Origin of the sequence: Roseomonas nitratireducens (genome assembly GCF_017813355.1) — a bacterium.
In the GTDB taxonomy this organism is placed as follows: domain Bacteria; phylum Pseudomonadota; class Alphaproteobacteria; order Acetobacterales; family Acetobacteraceae; genus Neoroseomonas; species Neoroseomonas nitratireducens.
Window position 1 is genome coordinate 137,821 of record NZ_JAGIYZ010000011.1, and the last position, 15,254, is coordinate 153,074.

The window sequence follows — 15,254 nt, forward strand, 5'->3', positions numbered from 1 at the left end:
GAGCAGCGTCCGCGCGGGCGGTCCCTACCTCTCAGCGCGCGGCGCCTGGACATCACCAGACCGGATAACTGCCATGCCCGGCCGCGGTGAGCGGCGCCCGCCGCGCCACTGGATCAAGCGCCCGCCGCGCCCTTCCCGCGTCGGCAATGCGCCGCCGCCGCGGGAGAAGCCGGGCTTCGGCCCGGCGGCGATGGCGGTGGGCGCGGGGTTGCTGGTCGGGCTGCTCGGCGCGAGCCTCGCCGCCCAGGCCGGCCTGCGCGAAGGGCTGCCCGGGCTGATCGCGGGGGGCGGCTTCTGCCTCGCCTCCATTCTCGTCTGGCGGGCCTTCGGCGGCACGCTCCAGGATGTCAGGGACCTTTTCAAATGAGCCGTATCCTCCGCATCGCCGGCGCCCAGATGGGCGGTAACCAGAAGGCGGACAGCCGCCGGCAGATCCTCGACCGCATGATCGCGCTGCTGGAACAGGCGGCGGGGCAGGGGGCGAAGCTGGTCGTCTTCCCCGAACTGCCCTTCACCACCTTCTTCCCGCGCTGGCTGATCGAGAGCACGCAGGAACTCGACACCTATTTCGAGCGGGAGTTGCCGGGGCCGCAGACGCAGCCCCTGTTCGACCGGGCGCGGGACCTCGGCGTCGGGATGTATGTCGGCTACGCGGAACTCACGCCGCAGGGCCGGCGCTACAACAGCGCGGTGACGGTCGGGCCGGATGGCGCCATCCTCGGCAAGTATCGGAAGATCCATCTGCCCGGCACGGTCGAACCGCGCCTGGGCGACCGCTTCCAGCAGCTGGAGAAGCGCTACTTCGAATATGGCGACCTCGGCTTCCCCGCCTTCCGTGGGCCGGAAGCCTGGGGCAGCCCGGTCGCGGGCATGCTGATCTGCAACGACCGGCGCTGGCCGGAAGGCTGGCGCGTCTATGGGCTGCAGGGCGTGGAGCTGATGCTCATCGGCTACAATTCCGCCGCCTACGACCCGATGGGCGGCACGACGGAAAGTGCTGACCTGCGCACCTTCCACTCGACGCTGGCGGTGCAGGCGAACGCCTACATGAACGCGACCTGGGCCGTCAGCGTGGCGAAGGCGGGCGACGAGGACGGATCGGGCCTGATCGGCGGCAGCGTGATCGTCGACCCGAACGGCGTCGCGGTGGCGCAGGCGACGACGCTGGGCGACGAGGTGATCGTCGCCGATGCCGATTTCGACGCCTGCCGGCAGGGCAAGGAGAAGATGTTCAACTTCGCCGCCCATCGCCGGCCGCAATGGTACCGGCCGATCATCGACCAGGTGGGGGCCGTCCCGCCGGCCTGACATGCGCCCGGCGCGGCTTGCCGCGCCCGGGACCGGCGCCCAAACTCCCGCGCAACAAGGCAGGAGGGGATACGGGCCATGGACGGCATCCTGACGGGAAGCTCGGCCGAGACGGCGGCGCGCGACTGGCTCGCGGATTTCGCCGGCGCACTCGACAGCGGGGATGCGGGGCGCATCGCCGGGCTCTTCGCCGCCGAATGCCATTGGCGCGACCTGCTCGCCTTCGAATGGGACCTGCACACGCTCTCGGGCGCGGCGGCGATCGCCGCACGGCTCGTCGCCCGGCGTGGCGCGACGGCGCCGCGAGGCATCGCGCTCGCCGCCGGCCGCACGCCGCCGCGCCGCGTCACGCGCGCGGGCATCGAGGCGATCGAGGCCATCTTCACCTTCGAGACCGCGACCGGCCCCTGCAACGGGGTGGTCCGCCTGGTGAACGAGGGCGGCGCGCCGCGCGCCTGGACGCTGATGACCGCGCTGGACGAGATCCGCGGCCATGAGGACCCGGCCAATGGCGCGCGCTGGCAGGATGTCGACTGGAAGCGGAATTTCGGCGGGGAGAACTGGCTCGACCGGCGGAAGAAGGATGCGGCCTTCGCCGATCGCGACCCCGCGGTGCTGGTGGTCGGCGCGGCGCAGGCGGGGCTGACCATCGCCGCGCGGCTCGGCTTGCTCGGCGTCGACACGTTGGTGGTGGACCGGGTGGCGCGCATCGGTGATTCCTGGCGCCACCGCTACCACGCGCTGACGCTGCACAACGAGACGCGCGTCAACCACCTGCCCTACATGCCCTTCCCGAAATCCTTCCCGGTCTTCATCCCGAAGGACATGCTGGCGAACTGGTTCGAGCTCTACGCCGAGGCGATGGAGCTGAACGTCTGGACCGGCACGGAACTGACCGGCGGGGCCTGGGACGAGGCCGCGGGCTGCTGGGAGGTGACGCTGAAGCGCGCCGACGGCACCGAGCGCCGGATGCGCCCGCGCCATATCGTCATGGCCAATGGCGTCAGTTCCATCCCCATCATGCCGGACCTGCCGGGGCTGAAGGAGTTCCGCGGCGCGGTGCGCCATTCGGGCGGCTATGGCAGCGGGCTCGACTGGGCGGGCAAGCGGGCGCTGGTGCTCGGCACCGGCACGTCCGGGCATGACGTGGCGCAGGACCTGGCCGTCTCGGGCGCCGCCGAGGTGACGCTCATCCAGCGCCGGCCGACGCTGGTGGTCAGCCTCAAGGAAGCGCAGGCGCCCTACGCGCTGTACGACGAGCCGGTGCCCTTCGAGGACAAGGACCTGCTCGCCGTGTCCTTCCCCTTCCCGGTCTATCGCCAGGCGCATCAGCGCATGACGAAGATGAACGAGCATGCCGACCGCGCGATGCTGGAGGGGCTGAAGGCGCGCGGCTTCCGGCTGAGCTCGGGGGAGGACGGGACGGGCTGGCAGATCATGTACCAGTCCCGGGGCGGCGGTTACTACTTCGACGCCGGCTGTTCGCAGATGATCGTCGAGGGCCGCGTCGGGCTGATGCAGTTCGACGACATCGACCGCTTCGGGCCCGAGGGCGCCATCATGAAGGATGGCAGCGTGAAGCCGGCCGACCTGATCGTGCTGGCCACCGGCTATGAGGGCCAGTTGGCGGCGGCGCGGCGCATCCTGGGCGATGCGGTGGCCGATCGCGTCGGCCGCGTGTGGGGCTTCGACGCGGAAGGGGAACTGCACGGCATGTGGCGCCCGACCGGGCAGCCCGGGCTGTGGTTCCATGCCGGCGGGCTGGCGCAGTGCCGCATCTTCTCGAAGGTGCTCGCCCTGCAGATCAAGGCGCGGGAGCTCGGCCTCGTCGGCTGAGGGGATGGCGGGCTAGGCTTTGGGCGGATTCCGCCGGAGACCCCGCCATGACCCGCAGCCTCGTCCTCGCCGCCGCCCAGCTCGGCCCCATCCAGAAGGATGAGGGCCGCGACGTTGCCGTCGGCCGCATGGTCCGCCTGATGGAAAAGGCGCACCGCATGGGCGCGCAGGTCGTGGTGTTTCCCGAACTCGCGCTGACCACCTTCTTCCCCCGCTGGTATGAGGAAGAGATCGCCAACGCGGACCACTGGTACGAAAGCGCCATGCCGTCGAACGCGACGGCACCGCTGTTCGAGGCGGCGCGGAAGTTCGGCATCGCCTTCCACCTCGGCTATGCGGAGAAGACGCCGGACGGGCATCGCTTCAACACCGCGATCTTCGTCAACCCGAATGGCGAGACGATGCTGAAGTACCGCAAGGTCCACCTGCCCGGGCACAAGGACTACGACCCGATCCGGAAGGTGCAGCACCTCGAGAAGCGGTATTTCGAGGTCGGCGACCTCGGCTTCCCCGTGGTCCGCGCGCCCGTCGCGGGGCACGAGGTCAATGTCGGCATGATGATCTGCAACGACCGTCGCTGGCCGGAATCCTGGCGCGTGATGGGGCTGCAGCAGGTCGAGCTGGTGATGCTCGGCTACAACACGCCCAGCCTGAACATGGACAATCGCGGCTTCGAGGCGCACCACCTGCGCGTCTTCCACTCCCACCTGACGATCCAGGCGGGCTGCTACCAGAATGCCTGCTTTGCAGTGGCGACCGCGAAGGCGGGCACGGAGGACGGGCACGAGCTGTTCGGCCATTCCATCATCGTCAACCCGCAGGGGGAGATCATGGCCCAGGCGACCTCCTGGGGGGATGAGCTGATCGTGGCCGATGCCGACCTTGGCATGTGCGAGTTGGGCCGCAGCACGATCTTCAACTTCGCGAAGCACCGCCGGCCGGAAGCCTATGGCCGCATCACCGCGCAGGTGGGCAGCGAGAAGCCGCCGGCCTGGGCCCCCGCCCGCGCGGCCGAATAGCGGATGCATCGCGGCGCCCGGCTGCTGCTGGCCGGCGCGGCGGTCGCCCTGCTTCTCCTCGCGGGCCTCGGCGCCGCCGCGCTGTACCTGATCGGCGGCGCCGGCTGCGCTTCGACGGACACGGCGCGCGCGACCGACGGCGCCTGGCGGATCGCGCAGCGAAGCTGCGGCGCGACCGTCGGCTTCATCTGGCGCGTGCATGTCGTAGGCACGGATGGGCGGGAAAGGCTGGCCGCCGAATCCTATGCCTATCCCGAATTCACCGGCGCGGCGGTCGCAGGCGAGGTGCTGCGGCTGTCGACCGGGGAGGGCGGGCGGATGTGGGAGGTGGCGCTGGACGCGCAGCGCCGTCCGCGCGCGCCGCTGCACCTGAACGAGGGCGCGCGGCGCTGAAGCGTTTTCAAGCCGAGCGGAATCGCTCGGCGATTCGGAAAACGCGTTCAAACCAACAGCTGGACCCGTTTCCGCGCGCTCGGACGCGGTGAAGCGGGTCCAGCCCTCAGGGCAGCATCTTCCCCGGATTCATAAGTCCCTCCGGGTCGATCGCGCGCTTGACCGCGCGCATCAGGTCGAGCGCCACGCGGTCCTTGTGGGTGGCCATGGCGTGGCGCTTCATCTGCCCGATGCCGTGCTCGGCGGAAAAGGACCCGCCCAGTTCGACCGCGATGGCGTTGACCATCGGCTCGGCCTCCCGCGCCCGGGCGTACCAGGCCTCCCGGTCCATCCCCGGCGGCGCGCCCAGGCTGACATGGATGTTGCCGTCCCCCGCATGGCCCAGCGCGAACAGCCGCCCTTCCGGCCAGCGTTCCGCGAGCGCCTTTTCCACCCGCGCGCAGAATTCCGGCACGGCGGAAACGGGCACGGAGGTGTCGGTGTTGACCGATGGGCATTCGCGCCGGGCGCAGTCGGGCCAATCCTCCCGGATGCGCCAGATGTTGGCGCGCTGCGCCTCGTTCTCGGCGATGGCGGCGTCCAGCACCTCCCCGGCCTCGGCCGCGGCGCCGAGGGTTTCCTCCAGCATCTCCCGCAACGGCACGGCGGGGTGGGCGGCGGCGAGTTCCACCATCACGTACCAGGGGCTGCCGAGCGGCAGCGGCACGCGCACCCCGATGCCGTTCTTCGCCACGATGTCCATGCAGCGGCCGATCAGCAGCTCGAAGGCGATCACCTCCGCCCCGCTCTCCATCATCCGCGAGAACAGCGCGAGCGCCGCATCCGGCGAGGGCACCGCGACGAAGGCGGTCTCGACGCGCTTGAGCGCGGGGACCAGCCGCAGCGCGGCCGCGGTGATCACGCCGAGCGTGCCTTCCCCGCCCAGGAACAGGTGACGCAACGCATAGCCCGAATTGTCCTTCCGCACGCGGCGCAGGTCGTTCAGCACGCGCCCGTCCGGCAGCACCACCTCCAGCCCCATGACCAGGTCGCGCGCATTGCCCCAGCGCAGAGTGCGGATGCCGCCGGCATTGGTGGACAGCGCCCCGCCCACCATGGCCGAGCCCTGCGCGCCCCAGGAAAGCGGGAACAGCCGCCCGACCTTCGCCGCCGCCTCCTGCACATGCTGGATGATGCAGCCCGCTTCCGCGACCAGCGAAAAATCCCGCGCATCCACGTCGCGGATGCGGTTCAGCCGCTCGAGGCTCAGCACCACCGAGGCCGGCCCGTTCGGCGGCAGCACCGCCCCGCCCGCGAGCCCCGTCCGCCCTCCGGCGGGGACGATGGCGAGGCCATCCGCCGCGCAGGCGCGCACCGCCGCCTGCACCTCCTCCACGCTGCCGGGGCGAAGGACGGCGCGCGGCGTGGCGCCGCCGACGCCGCGCCAGTCCACGGCGTAGGGGGCGACATCGTCCGGCGCCGTCAGGCAGTTGCGGGGGCCGAGCGTTGCGGCGAGGGTCGCGAGCGTTTCCATGGGCCCGATCCTGCGCCCGCCGCCCGGCCGGTCAAGCGGGCAGGTAGCGGACCAGGTCGTCCGCCCGCATCACCTCGCAATAGATGCGGTTGAGGATCTCGATCTCACGCAGGTGCAGTTCCATCGTCCCGGCCGCGCAGCCATCCTCCACCAGGATCACGTCGAAGGATTCATCGGCGAGCGACCGGACGGTGGAGGAGACGCACTGGTCCGTGAAGATGCCCGTGCAGGCCACATGGGTGATGCCCATGTTCGCCAGGATCAGGCGCAGGTTGGTCCCGGTCAGCGCGGAATCCGTGGTCTTGGTCACCACGACCTCGCCATGCCGCGGGGCCAGCGCCGGGGCGATCTGCGACGCGTCGGAGTCATGCGGCAGGAACAGGTTGTTCCAGCCCGGCTTCTTCTGGCTGAGCGAGCGGTCGCGCCCGTCCGGCGTCAGGCAGGCGATGCGGGCGAACAGCACCGGGTTGCCGTCGGCGCGGAAGCGCCCGATCAGGCGCGCGATGGTGGGGATGACCGTGCCGTGCATCCGGTCATGAAAGCCGTCCCAGGCGGCCTCGCGCGCCTGTTCCAGCGGCGGCAGGCTGGCGCGGTCCGCGGCGCGGGCGAGGTAGGTGTTCTGCACGTCGATGACGAGCAGCGCGACCTTGCCCTTCGCCAGCACGGGGTCCGCGGCCTCCGGCGCGCCGGCGTAGTAGAAGGATCGCCAGGCGGTCTTCCAGCCGGCCATCACGCCTTCTCCGGATACATCGCCGCGATCGCGGCCTCGGTGGCCGGGATCCGCCCGCGCTCGGTGATCAGGCCGGTGACGAGCCGGGCCGGCGTCACGTCGAAGGCCGGGTTGGCGGCGGGGCTGCCGGCGGCGACGACGCGGATGGTCTCGATCCGCCCATCCGCGGTGCGGCCGGTCAGGTCGGTGACCTCCGCCGCGCCGCGTTCCTCGATCGGGATCTCCCGCACCCCGTCGCGCACCCGCATGTCGAGCGTCGAATGCGGCAGCGCGACCCAGAAGGGCACGCCATTGTCCCGCGCGGCGAGCGCCTTGAGGTAGGTGCCGATCTTGTTCGCCACATCGCCGGTGCGCGTCACCCGGTCCGTGCCGACGATGACCAGGTCGACCTCGCCATGCTGCATCAGGTGCCCGCCGGCATTGTCGGCGACGACGGTGTGCGGCACGCCATGCGCGCCGAGCTCGAAGGCGGTGAGTGCGGCGCCCTGGTTGCGCGGCCGCGTCTCGTCCACCCAGACATGGACCGGGATGCCGGCGTCATGCGCCATGTAGATCGGCGCGAGCGCCGTGCCCCAGTCGACCGTGGCGAGCCAGCCGGCATTGCAATGCGTGAGAAGGTTCACGCGCTGGCCGGGTTTGCGCGCCGCGATCTCCTCGATCAGCGGCAGGCCGTTCCGGCCGATCGCCTCGCAGGTCGCGGCGTCGTCGTCGGCGATGGCGGCGGCCTCGGCATAGGCGGCGGCGGCGCGCTGCCCGGGCGGGATGTTGCGCAGGGCCGCCAGCATCCGCCCGATCGCCCAGCGCAGGTTGATCGCGGTCGGGCGCGTTTCCGCGAGCATGGCGCAGACCGTCTCGAGCACCGCCGGGTCGCGCCGCATGGCGAGCGCCACGCCATAGGCCGCCGTGGCGCCGATCAGCGGCGCGCCGCGCGTCTGCATGGACCGGATGGCGTGCGCGACCTGGTCCTCATCGGCCAGGCGCAGCCAGGTCACCTCCCAGGGCAGGCGCGTCTGGTCGAGGATGCGGACGGACCAGCCATCCGCCTCGTCCACCCGCACGCTGCGGTGCCATGTGCCGTCGATCCTCATGCGCGCCTCCGTCCCGCGGGGGATAGCGAATGGGGCGTCAGGCGACCAGCCGGATCGGGCCGGGATACTGCGCCAGCGTGCGGTCGGCGGTGAGCAGCGTGGCGCCTTCCGCCTCGGCCTGGGCCAGCAGGATCCGGTCGAAGGGATCGCGATGCAGCGGCGGCAGGCGGCTGAGGCCGATCGCGTGCTCGGCCGTGACCGGCACCTCCCGGTAGCCGGCGGCCAGCAGCCCGCCGCGCAGCAGCCGCGCATCGAGCGTGAAGTCGGCACGCCCCAGCCCCGTCTTCAGCACCACTTCCCAGATCGAGGCCGCGCTGAAGGCGAGGTCGTTCGAAGGGTCCGCGATCAGCGCCCGGGCGGCGGGCGTCAGGCGCGCATCGTCCAGCGCGGCCCAGAGCAGCAGATGCGTGTCGAGGAGCAGCAGGCTCACGCGCCGTCGAACTGCCGCGCGATCTCGGCCCCGCCCATGGTGTCGAAATCCTCCGGCACGCTGAAGGCGCCGGCGAGGAAGCCGATGCGCGGCGCGGGCGCGTCGGTGGCCGAGAGCGGCACGAGCTTCGCCATCGGCTTGCCGGCCTTGGCGATCACCACCGTCTCCCCGGCCGCCGCACGATCGACGAGGCGGGAGAGGTGCGTCTTGGCCTCGTGGATGTTGAGCGTGGACATGGGCCGAATTTAGTGGACCAAGTCCGCTTGGTCCAGTCCGCTGGCGCCCCGGCCCTCAGATCCGCTGGTGCAGCGCGCAGACCAGGGTGAACAGCCGCCGCGCCGTCTCGAAATCCACGTCCACGCGGCCTTTCAGGCGCTGCTGGAGCAGTTCCGCGCCCTCGTTGTGCAGGCCGCGCCGGCCCATGTCGATCGCCTGGACGCGGCTTTCCGGGCCGCTTTCGGCGACCGCCTGCTCATGCGCCTCGACCACCATGTGGTAGTCCTTGATCAGCCGACGGAACGGGCCGAGCGCCAGCGCGAGGACATGCAGCGGCCGATTGTCCACATCGCGGATGTCGAGCACCAGTCGCCCTTCGCGCACCGAGACCGCCAGCGCATAGGGCCCGGGCGGCAGGTTCGGCGGATCGAAGCGGTTGCCGGCCAGCAGGTCGGCGATCGCCTGGCGCCGGTCGGCCTCGGCGAAGGCGGAAGGGGCCGGCGGCTCCTCCGGCAGTTCGAGGCGGACGAGGCGCTGCTCAGGCATCGCCCGCGCCTCGGCGTGGCGGGGCGATGGCGGGGCCGTTCTCGTTCCCCGTCAGCCCGATGCGCAGCATCCAGGCGAGCGTCGCGCCCTTCACCGGGCGCAGCAGCAGCAGGCAGGCGATGGCGAAGAGCGGCAGCCACACCGCCATGTGGATCCACATGGCCGGCTGGTAGGCCTTCTCGATCCAGAAGACGCCGGGCAGCAGGATGTGGCCCGCGATGAAGATGGTGAAGTAGGGTGGCGCGTCGTCGGCGCGTATGTGGCCGAGCGGCGTGCCGCAGGCCTCGCAGTCATCGACCACGCGCAGATAGCCGCGGAACAGCCGGCCTTCGCCGCAGCAGGGGCAGCGGCCCATGGCGCCGCGCCGCAGCCCGGTCAGGATCGGGGGGCGGGCGGCGACCTCGGCGGCGGCCGTCTGCTCGGTGTGCCAGGGCATCGGCGTTCCTTTCGCTGGACACTCTGCGGCGTCCATTGTGCGGCGCAGCATAAGACACGCTTCCGGCCGCCGCTTCAAGGAAACTTCGCACGACCGGGCTTGAACCGGCAGGCGCGCCGGCGCGAGGATGCGTCATGGCCGAACGCATCCTCCTGATCAACCCGAACTCCTCCGTCTCCTGCACCGAGGGGATCGCGACCGCGATCGCGCCCTTCGCCGCGCCGGGACTGCCGCGCCTCGACGTGACGCGGCTGGTGGAAGGCCCGCCCGCGATCGTGACGTGGCGCGACTGGTACGGCGTGGCCGAACCGCTGTGCCGGATGGTGGAGCGCGAGAAGGCCGACGCCTACATCCTCGCCTGCGTCTCCGACCCGGGGCTCGAGGCCGTGCGCACGGCCACCACGGCGCCGGTCTTCGGCCCGCTGCGCTGCGCCGTCGCCGCGGCCATGATGCGCGGGGAACGCTTCGGCATCATCGCCTTCACCGACAAGTCGAAGCCGCGCCAGCGCCGCGCGCTGCAATCGATGGGCGTGGAGGACCGGCTCGCCGGCGTCATCCCGCTCAACCTCGACATGGAGGTGCTGACCGACCCGGTCGCCCCCCGCGCGCGGCTGGCGGAAGCCGCGAAGGAACTGGTCGCGATGGGCGCGGAGAGCGTCATCCTGGGCTGCGCCGGCATGGCCGGGCATCGGGATTTCGCGGAAGACGCCTGCGGCGTGCCGGTCATCGAGCCCTGCCAGGCGGCGGTGACGCAGGCGATCCTCGCCGTCGTCGCCGCGCGTGGCGGGCGGATGCGGCTCGCCGCGGAATGAGGCGCGCGCTTGCCGCGCTGCTGTTGCTGGCCGGCGCGGCACAGGCCGTGCCCCCCGCCGACCCGCCCGGGGACCCGGAGGCGCGGGAAGCGATCCGCCTGACGGAGTCCGGCCGCTACGACCTGTCGGTGCCGATGCTGGAATCCGTGCTGGGCCGCCTGCCGGGCGACCCGGACCTGCTCACCTACCTCGCGCTGGCGCTGCGCCGCACCGGGCGGCTGGCGGAAGCCGAGGCGCGCTACGCCGAGGCGCTGTCGCGCGACGCCGCGCACCTGCCCGCCATCGCCTACCAGGGCGTGCTGTATCTCGAGACCGGGCGGCGGGGGATGGCGGAGGCGAATCTCCGCCGGCTGGAGGCGCTGTGCCCGCAGGGCTGCGTCGCGCGCGAGGACCTCGCGCGGGAGATCGCGCAGCGGCGCTGAACGCGCGCCGCCACGCGACACTGGTCAGCGCCCGCTACCGGTCCAGCGCCTCGCCCTTCAGCCACTTCGCCCCCGAGGCATAGAGCGCCTCGACCTCCGGCCCCGCCAGCCCCGGCATGTCGCGCTTCACCTTGTAGCCGATGCGCGACTGCAGGTAGGCGAGATGCCGGTAGCCTTCCGGGAATTCCGCCAGCAGCGCCGGATCGAGCCGCAGCGTCGCGGCCGGGTCGACCGGGTCCATCCGGTCCTTCTCGTAGATCGGCTGGCGCAGCACCACGCCCCAGCGCCCGTCGCGCTTCTCGCAGAAATCGTAGAAGCGGCCGGTGCAGACCACGTCGACCTTCACGCCCTCGACCTCGGCGCGCTGGGAGATGGTCATCTTGGTCTGCACGATGGCCCGCGCGCCGGCGAGGTCCACGCTGGTGCCGCCGAGGAAGTGCAGGATGCGCACCCCCTTGGCGAAGCCGGCCTTGGACACCTCGATGAACTGCGCGGCCGGCCCCTGGAACCAGGTCGCCATCATCCGCGCATCGTCGTGCCAGCAGCCGGCGAAGCGCGCCCAATCCCCGGCATCGCGCCAGACCGCCCAGTCCTGCACGAGCCGGCGCAGCGCCAGGTCGTCGATCAGCGCCTGGTCGATCATGCCGGGCTGCCCGCGGCGCCCCAGGCGCCGAGATGGGTGAACTCCGAGATGCCCTTGCGCGCGCGCGGCGCCGCTTCCCGCGTGGCGAGCGCTTCCGGCAGCGCGGCCGCGGCACCCGGATAGCCGAGCGTCAGCATCACCAGCGGATCGAATCCTTCGGGAATGGCGAAGGCCTCCCTTGCCTTGGCCGCGTCGAAGCCCGCCATCTGGTGCGCCTGCAGCCCGAGCGTGGCCGCCTGCGCGGCGAGGTTCGCGGTCGCCTGGCCCAGATCGTAGGCCGCGTGGCGGTTCGGGTTGCCGTTATGCGCGAAGGCGGTGCGCGCGACACCCAGCATCAGCACCGGCGCGCGCCCCGCCCAGCCCTGGTTGTTCTGCGACAGGCAGGAAAACAGCTTCGCGTAGCCATCCTCCTCCCGCCCCTTGCGGGCGAGGATGAAGTTCCACGGCTGGTCGTTGAAGCAGGACGACGCCCAGCGCGCGGCTTCCAGCACCTGCGCGAGCGCGGCGTCGGGCACCGCGCGGTCCTCATAGGACCGGGGGGACCAGCGCGCGGCGAAAGGGGCCGCGATCGGATGGGCGGCGGGGGCGGTGCGGTCGGTCACGATGCTACTCCTGCTGGGGAATGCCGGCGGATGCGACGAGGTCGCGCCACCGGGCGATGTCGCGGCGGATGACGGCGGCGGCGGTGGCGGAATCGCTGCCGACGGGGGTCAGACCCATTTCCCGCATCCGCGCCGCGAGGTCGGGGTCGGACAGGGCGCGGCGCGTCTCGGCCTCGATGCGCGCGACGGCCGCGGCGGGCACGCCGCTGGGGAACCCGATCGTGAACCAAGTGGCGAGGTCGAACTCCGCGAGCCCCGCTTCCCGCATCGTCGGCACATCCGGCAGGCCGGGGAAGCGTTCGGCGGTGGACAGCGCGATGGCGCGTGCCTCCCCGCCGCGAACCTGGCCGAGCACGGCGGCGACGGTCTCGACCACCAGCTGCACCTCCCCCTGCCGCAGCGCGAGCACGGCGGCGGGCGTGCCGCGATAGGGCACATGGGTCAGCTTCACGCCCGCCATGGCCTGGAAGGCCTCGGCGACGAAATGCTGGGTCGATCCGATGCCGACCGTGCCGAGGTTCAGCCCGCCCGGATTGGCCCGCGCCGCGGCGATCAGCGCGGCCACGCTGCCGAGCGGCCCCGCGGGCGGCGTGAGGAACACCAGCGGCATGGTCGCGACCTGCGTCACCGGCACGACATCCGCGAGCGGGTCGTAGGGCAGGCGGCGGAAGGTCGCGGCCGTCACGGCGAAGGCGTTGTTCAGCATCATCATGGTGCGGCCATCGGGCCGCGCGCGGGCCAGCGCCTCGGCCGCCAGGGTGCCGCCCGCGCCGGGGCGGTTCTCGACCACGACAGGATGCCCAAGGGCGGCGGCGAAGGCGGGGCTGAGAAGGCGGGCGACGATGTCGGTGGTGCCGCCCGGCGCGAAGCCCTGGATGAAGCGCACGGGCCCGTCGGGCGCCCAGGCGCCCTGCGCGCGCGCGGGCAGCGCGGGGATGCAGGCGGCGGCGATCAGCGCGCGGCGGCTCGGCATGGCGGTCTTCCCGGTCGTTGGTCTCCCGCGCGCGGTCTCGCGCGGCGGGGCGGCGCGGTCAAGCGGGCGGGATGTCGTCCACGGCGCGGAACACCGGCTTGCCGGCGGCGGCGAAGCGCGCGACCTCGGCATCCGCGCCCTCGCTGTCCCCGGGCAGGCGCAGGATCGCGTCGCAGCGTTCGGCCAGCGCGAGGGAGAGCGGCATCATCACCTCCTCATACGCGTCGCCTTCCGCCGCCGCGATGACGGGCAGCGCCAGGTTCACGCCGAGGATCGGCACATGCCCCAGCCGGAATACTGCGAGCGCGGCGCGGTTCAGCGCCGCAGCCCGCGCCGCGCGCGTCGCCGCGTCGGCCCCGCCGGAGGAATAGGGCCCGGCGACCATGATCCACATCAGCCGAAGGTGGCGAGCAGGTCGTCCACCTGCGCCGGCGTCAGTTCCCGCGCCCCCGCGCCGCGCAGCAGCAGGGCAAGGCGCGCGGCTTCCTCGAGTTCCTCCGACGCGTGCACGGCATCCTCCAGCGTCCGGCCCGACACGACCGGGCCATGGTTGGCGAGCAGCACGGCCTTCGCACCCTTCGCCGCTTCGTGGATGTCGGCTTCCATCGCCGCGTCGCCCGGGCGGTAGTAGCGGATGACCGGCAGCGTGCGGCCCACGCGCATGACGAAATACGGGGTCAGCGGCGGGATCGGCGCCGTCTCGCCCGGCCGGGCCAGGCAGCCGATGGCGGTGGCGTAGGTGGAATGGAGATGCACCACCGCCCCCGCATCGGGCCGCGCCGTCAGCACCGCGCGGTGCATGAAGACTTCCTTGGACGGCTTGTCGCCGCCGAGATGCGACCAGTCCGGCCCGAGCTTGCTGATCCGCGCGGGATCGAGCCGCCCGAGGCAGGAATTGGTCGGCGTCATCAGGTAGCCGTCCGGCAGCCGCACGCTGATGTTGCCCGCCGTGCCGACCGAATAGCCGCGCTGGAACAGCGACGCGCCGAGCATGGCCAATTGCTCGCGGAGCGCGGCCTCATCCATGGTCGAAGGCCTTCAGGAAGAAGTCGCGCGCGCCGAAATTGCCCGACTTGAGCGCGAGGTGGATGCCGCGCGGCGCGGCGAAGGTCCAGGGCACGCCGGGGTCGATCTCCGGCCCGATGCGCAAGGACGTGACGCCGAGCCGCTGCACCACCGCGCCCGAGGTCTCCCCGCCCGCGACCACGAGCCGGCCCACGCCGCGCGCGACGAGGCCTTCGGCGATGGACGCGACCGCTTCCTCGACCAGCGCGCCGGCGGCCTCGCGGCCGAGCTTCGCCTGAAGGGCGGCGACCTTGTCGGGCGGGGCGCTCGCCGCGATCACGACGGGGCGCGCGGCCTCGAGCTTGCCTTCCACCCAGGCCAGCGCCTGCGCCGCCAGCGCCGCGGCATCGGGGGTGGCGAGCGCATCCAGTTCCAGCACCGGCACGTGGTCGCGCGCGAGGCCGATCTGCCCGAGCGTCGCGCGGGAGCAGGACCCCGCGACGACCGCGGCCGCGCCCTGCATGGGCGGCAGGCTCGCCGCGTCGCCACGTTCCGGCAGCAGGCCGGCACGCCGGAAATTCTCGGGCAGGCCCATTGCGACGCCCGAGCCGCCGGTGACCAGCGCATGGTTCGCGACCGCCTCGCCGATCGCCATCAGGTGCGGGTCGCTGACGGCATCGACGATCGCCCAGCGCCGCCCCTGGTCGGACAGGCGCGTCATCTCCCGACGGATCGCCGCCGCGCCCTGTTCCACCACGGGGAAGGGGACGAGGCCGACGCCGCCCTCGGCCTGGCGGGAGAGCACGCGGACCAGGTTCGCATCCGTCATCGGCGTCAGCGGATGGTGCTCCATCCCGCTCTCGCTCAGCAGCGCGCCGCCGACGAACAGGTGGCCGAGATAGATGGTCCGCCCATTGGTCGGGAAGGCGGGGCAGGCGATGGCGAAGCCCGATCCCAGCCGCTTAAGCAGCGCATCGCCCACGGGGCCGATATTGCCCGCATCGGTGCTGTCGAAGGTGGAGCAGTATTTCCAGAACACCTGCTTCGCCCCCGCCTTGGTCAGCGCGTCGCAGGCGGCGAGGGACTGCGCGACCGCATCCGCCGCCGGCGCCGTGCGGATCTTGAGCGCGACGATGACGGCATCGGCCTCCGGCAGCGGGCCTTCGGGCACGCCGATCACCTGCACGGCGGACATGCCGCCCTTGACCAGCGTGTTGGCGAGGTCGGTCGCACCCGTGAAATCGTCGGCGATGCAGCCGAGCAGCAGAGGCATGGGATCGGT

At 72.1% G+C, this 15,254-nt stretch carries 20 protein-coding genes; 7 read left to right on the top strand and 13 right to left on the bottom strand.

The features are described from left to right. Nucleotides 1-73: 73 nt before the first annotated feature. From J5Y09_RS12920 to J5Y09_RS12940, 5 genes are all read left to right on the top strand, one after another. Nucleotides 74-367, top strand: coding sequence for a hypothetical protein (locus J5Y09_RS12920; protein ID WP_209352205.1), 294 nt, complete (start codon nt 74-76; stop codon nt 365-367). Then, nucleotides 364-1,308: an N-carbamoyl-D-amino-acid hydrolase gene (locus J5Y09_RS12925; RefSeq protein WP_209352206.1), complete on the top strand. Its 945-nt coding sequence runs from the start codon at nt 364-366 to the stop codon at nt 1,306-1,308. The genes J5Y09_RS12920 and J5Y09_RS12925 overlap by 4 nt, the downstream gene beginning before the upstream one ends. A gap of 78 nt (nt 1,309-1,386) precedes the next feature. Beyond that, nucleotides 1,387-3,144 (top strand): flavin-containing monooxygenase, encoded by a 1,758-nt coding sequence (locus J5Y09_RS12930; RefSeq protein ID WP_209352207.1) that lies wholly within the window; start codon nt 1,387-1,389, stop codon nt 3,142-3,144. A 47-nt stretch (nt 3,145-3,191) separates the two neighbouring features. Then, the gene (locus J5Y09_RS12935) at nt 3,192-4,163 is read left to right on the top strand and encodes an N-carbamoyl-D-amino-acid hydrolase (protein WP_209352208.1); all 972 of its coding nucleotides are present in this window, start codon (nt 3,192-3,194) and stop codon (nt 4,161-4,163) included. 3 nt (nt 4,164-4,166) lie between these two features. Beyond that, nucleotides 4,167-4,556, top strand: a complete 390-nt coding sequence (locus J5Y09_RS12940; protein WP_209352209.1) for a hypothetical protein — start codon at nt 4,167-4,169, stop codon at nt 4,554-4,556. A 106-nt stretch (nt 4,557-4,662) separates the two neighbouring features. On the opposite strand, the gene J5Y09_RS12945 is transcribed toward J5Y09_RS12940, so the two are convergent. Genes J5Y09_RS12945 through J5Y09_RS12975 form a run of 7 tightly spaced genes read right to left on the bottom strand, consistent with a single transcriptional unit; the run spans nt 4,663 to nt 9,515 of the window. Continuing rightward, nucleotides 4,663-6,069, bottom strand: a complete 1,407-nt coding sequence (locus tag J5Y09_RS12945) for an FAD-binding oxidoreductase (RefSeq protein ID WP_209352210.1) — start codon at nt 6,067-6,069, stop codon at nt 4,663-4,665. 31 nt (nt 6,070-6,100) lie between these two features. Next, nucleotides 6,101-6,799 carry a cysteine hydrolase family protein gene (locus tag J5Y09_RS12950; protein ID WP_209352211.1) on the bottom strand — a complete coding sequence of 233 codons (699 nt, stop codon included), beginning with the start codon at nt 6,797-6,799 and terminating at the stop codon, nt 6,101-6,103. Continuing rightward, entirely contained in the window at nt 6,799-7,887 is a 1,089-nt protein-coding gene (gene mtnA / locus J5Y09_RS12955) for an S-methyl-5-thioribose-1-phosphate isomerase (RefSeq protein ID WP_209352212.1), read from the bottom strand. Before mtnA ends, J5Y09_RS12950 begins: the two co-directional genes overlap by 1 nt. Nucleotides 7,888-7,924: 37 nt before the next feature. Beyond that, nucleotides 7,925-8,317, bottom strand: coding sequence for a type II toxin-antitoxin system VapC family toxin (locus J5Y09_RS12960; protein ID WP_342451474.1), 393 nt, complete (start codon nt 8,315-8,317; stop codon nt 7,925-7,927). Beyond that, nucleotides 8,314-8,553, bottom strand: coding sequence for a type II toxin-antitoxin system Phd/YefM family antitoxin (locus J5Y09_RS12965; protein WP_209352213.1), 240 nt, complete (start codon nt 8,551-8,553; stop codon nt 8,314-8,316). Before J5Y09_RS12965 ends, J5Y09_RS12960 begins: the two co-directional genes overlap by 4 nt. A 55-nt stretch (nt 8,554-8,608) precedes the next feature. Beyond that, nucleotides 8,609-9,079, bottom strand: a complete 471-nt coding sequence (locus tag J5Y09_RS12970) for a UPF0262 family protein (RefSeq protein ID WP_209352214.1) — start codon at nt 9,077-9,079, stop codon at nt 8,609-8,611. Beyond that, nucleotides 9,072-9,515, bottom strand: a complete 444-nt coding sequence (locus J5Y09_RS12975) for a DUF983 domain-containing protein (protein WP_209352215.1) — start codon at nt 9,513-9,515, stop codon at nt 9,072-9,074. Before J5Y09_RS12975 ends, J5Y09_RS12970 begins: the two co-directional genes overlap by 8 nt. 134 nt (nt 9,516-9,649) lie before the next feature. Here J5Y09_RS12975 and J5Y09_RS12980 point away from each other — a divergent pair, with 134 nt between their 5' ends. After that, nucleotides 9,650-10,327 (top strand): aspartate/glutamate racemase family protein, encoded by a 678-nt coding sequence (locus J5Y09_RS12980; RefSeq protein ID WP_209352216.1) that lies wholly within the window; start codon nt 9,650-9,652, stop codon nt 10,325-10,327. Beyond that, the gene (locus tag J5Y09_RS12985) at nt 10,324-10,749 is read left to right on the top strand and encodes a tetratricopeptide repeat protein (RefSeq protein WP_209352217.1); all 426 of its coding nucleotides are present in this window, start codon (nt 10,324-10,326) and stop codon (nt 10,747-10,749) included. Before J5Y09_RS12980 ends, J5Y09_RS12985 begins: the two co-directional genes overlap by 4 nt. 34 nt (nt 10,750-10,783) lie before the next feature. Here J5Y09_RS12985 and J5Y09_RS12990 read toward each other — a convergent pair whose 3' ends face one another. From J5Y09_RS12990 to otnK, 6 genes are read right to left on the bottom strand one after another with little or no spacing between them, the layout of a single operon-like run. Next, nucleotides 10,784-11,392, bottom strand: coding sequence for a nuclear transport factor 2 family protein (locus J5Y09_RS12990; protein WP_245217090.1), 609 nt, complete (start codon nt 11,390-11,392; stop codon nt 10,784-10,786). Beyond that, nucleotides 11,389-11,994 carry a nitroreductase family protein gene (locus J5Y09_RS12995; RefSeq protein WP_209352218.1) on the bottom strand — a complete coding sequence of 202 codons (606 nt, stop codon included), beginning with the start codon at nt 11,992-11,994 and terminating at the stop codon, nt 11,389-11,391. The genes J5Y09_RS12990 and J5Y09_RS12995 overlap by 4 nt, the downstream gene beginning before the upstream one ends. Before the next feature lie 4 nt (nt 11,995-11,998). Then, complete coding sequence (locus J5Y09_RS13000; protein WP_209352219.1) at nt 11,999-12,967, bottom strand: Bug family tripartite tricarboxylate transporter substrate binding protein; 969 nt, start codon at nt 12,965-12,967, stop codon at nt 11,999-12,001. 58 nt (nt 12,968-13,025) lie between these two features. Next, nucleotides 13,026-13,352, bottom strand: a complete 327-nt coding sequence (locus J5Y09_RS13005) for a DUF1937 family protein (RefSeq protein ID WP_209352220.1) — start codon at nt 13,350-13,352, stop codon at nt 13,026-13,028. 8 nt (nt 13,353-13,360) lie between these two features. Further along, nucleotides 13,361-13,993, bottom strand: coding sequence for a 3-oxo-tetronate 4-phosphate decarboxylase (gene otnC / locus J5Y09_RS13010; protein ID WP_209352221.1), 633 nt, complete (start codon nt 13,991-13,993; stop codon nt 13,361-13,363). Next, nucleotides 13,986-15,245, bottom strand: coding sequence for a 3-oxo-tetronate kinase (otnK, locus tag J5Y09_RS13015; RefSeq protein WP_209352222.1), 1,260 nt, complete (start codon nt 15,243-15,245; stop codon nt 13,986-13,988). Before otnK ends, otnC begins: the two co-directional genes overlap by 8 nt. Nucleotides 15,246-15,254 lie beyond the last annotated feature (9 nt).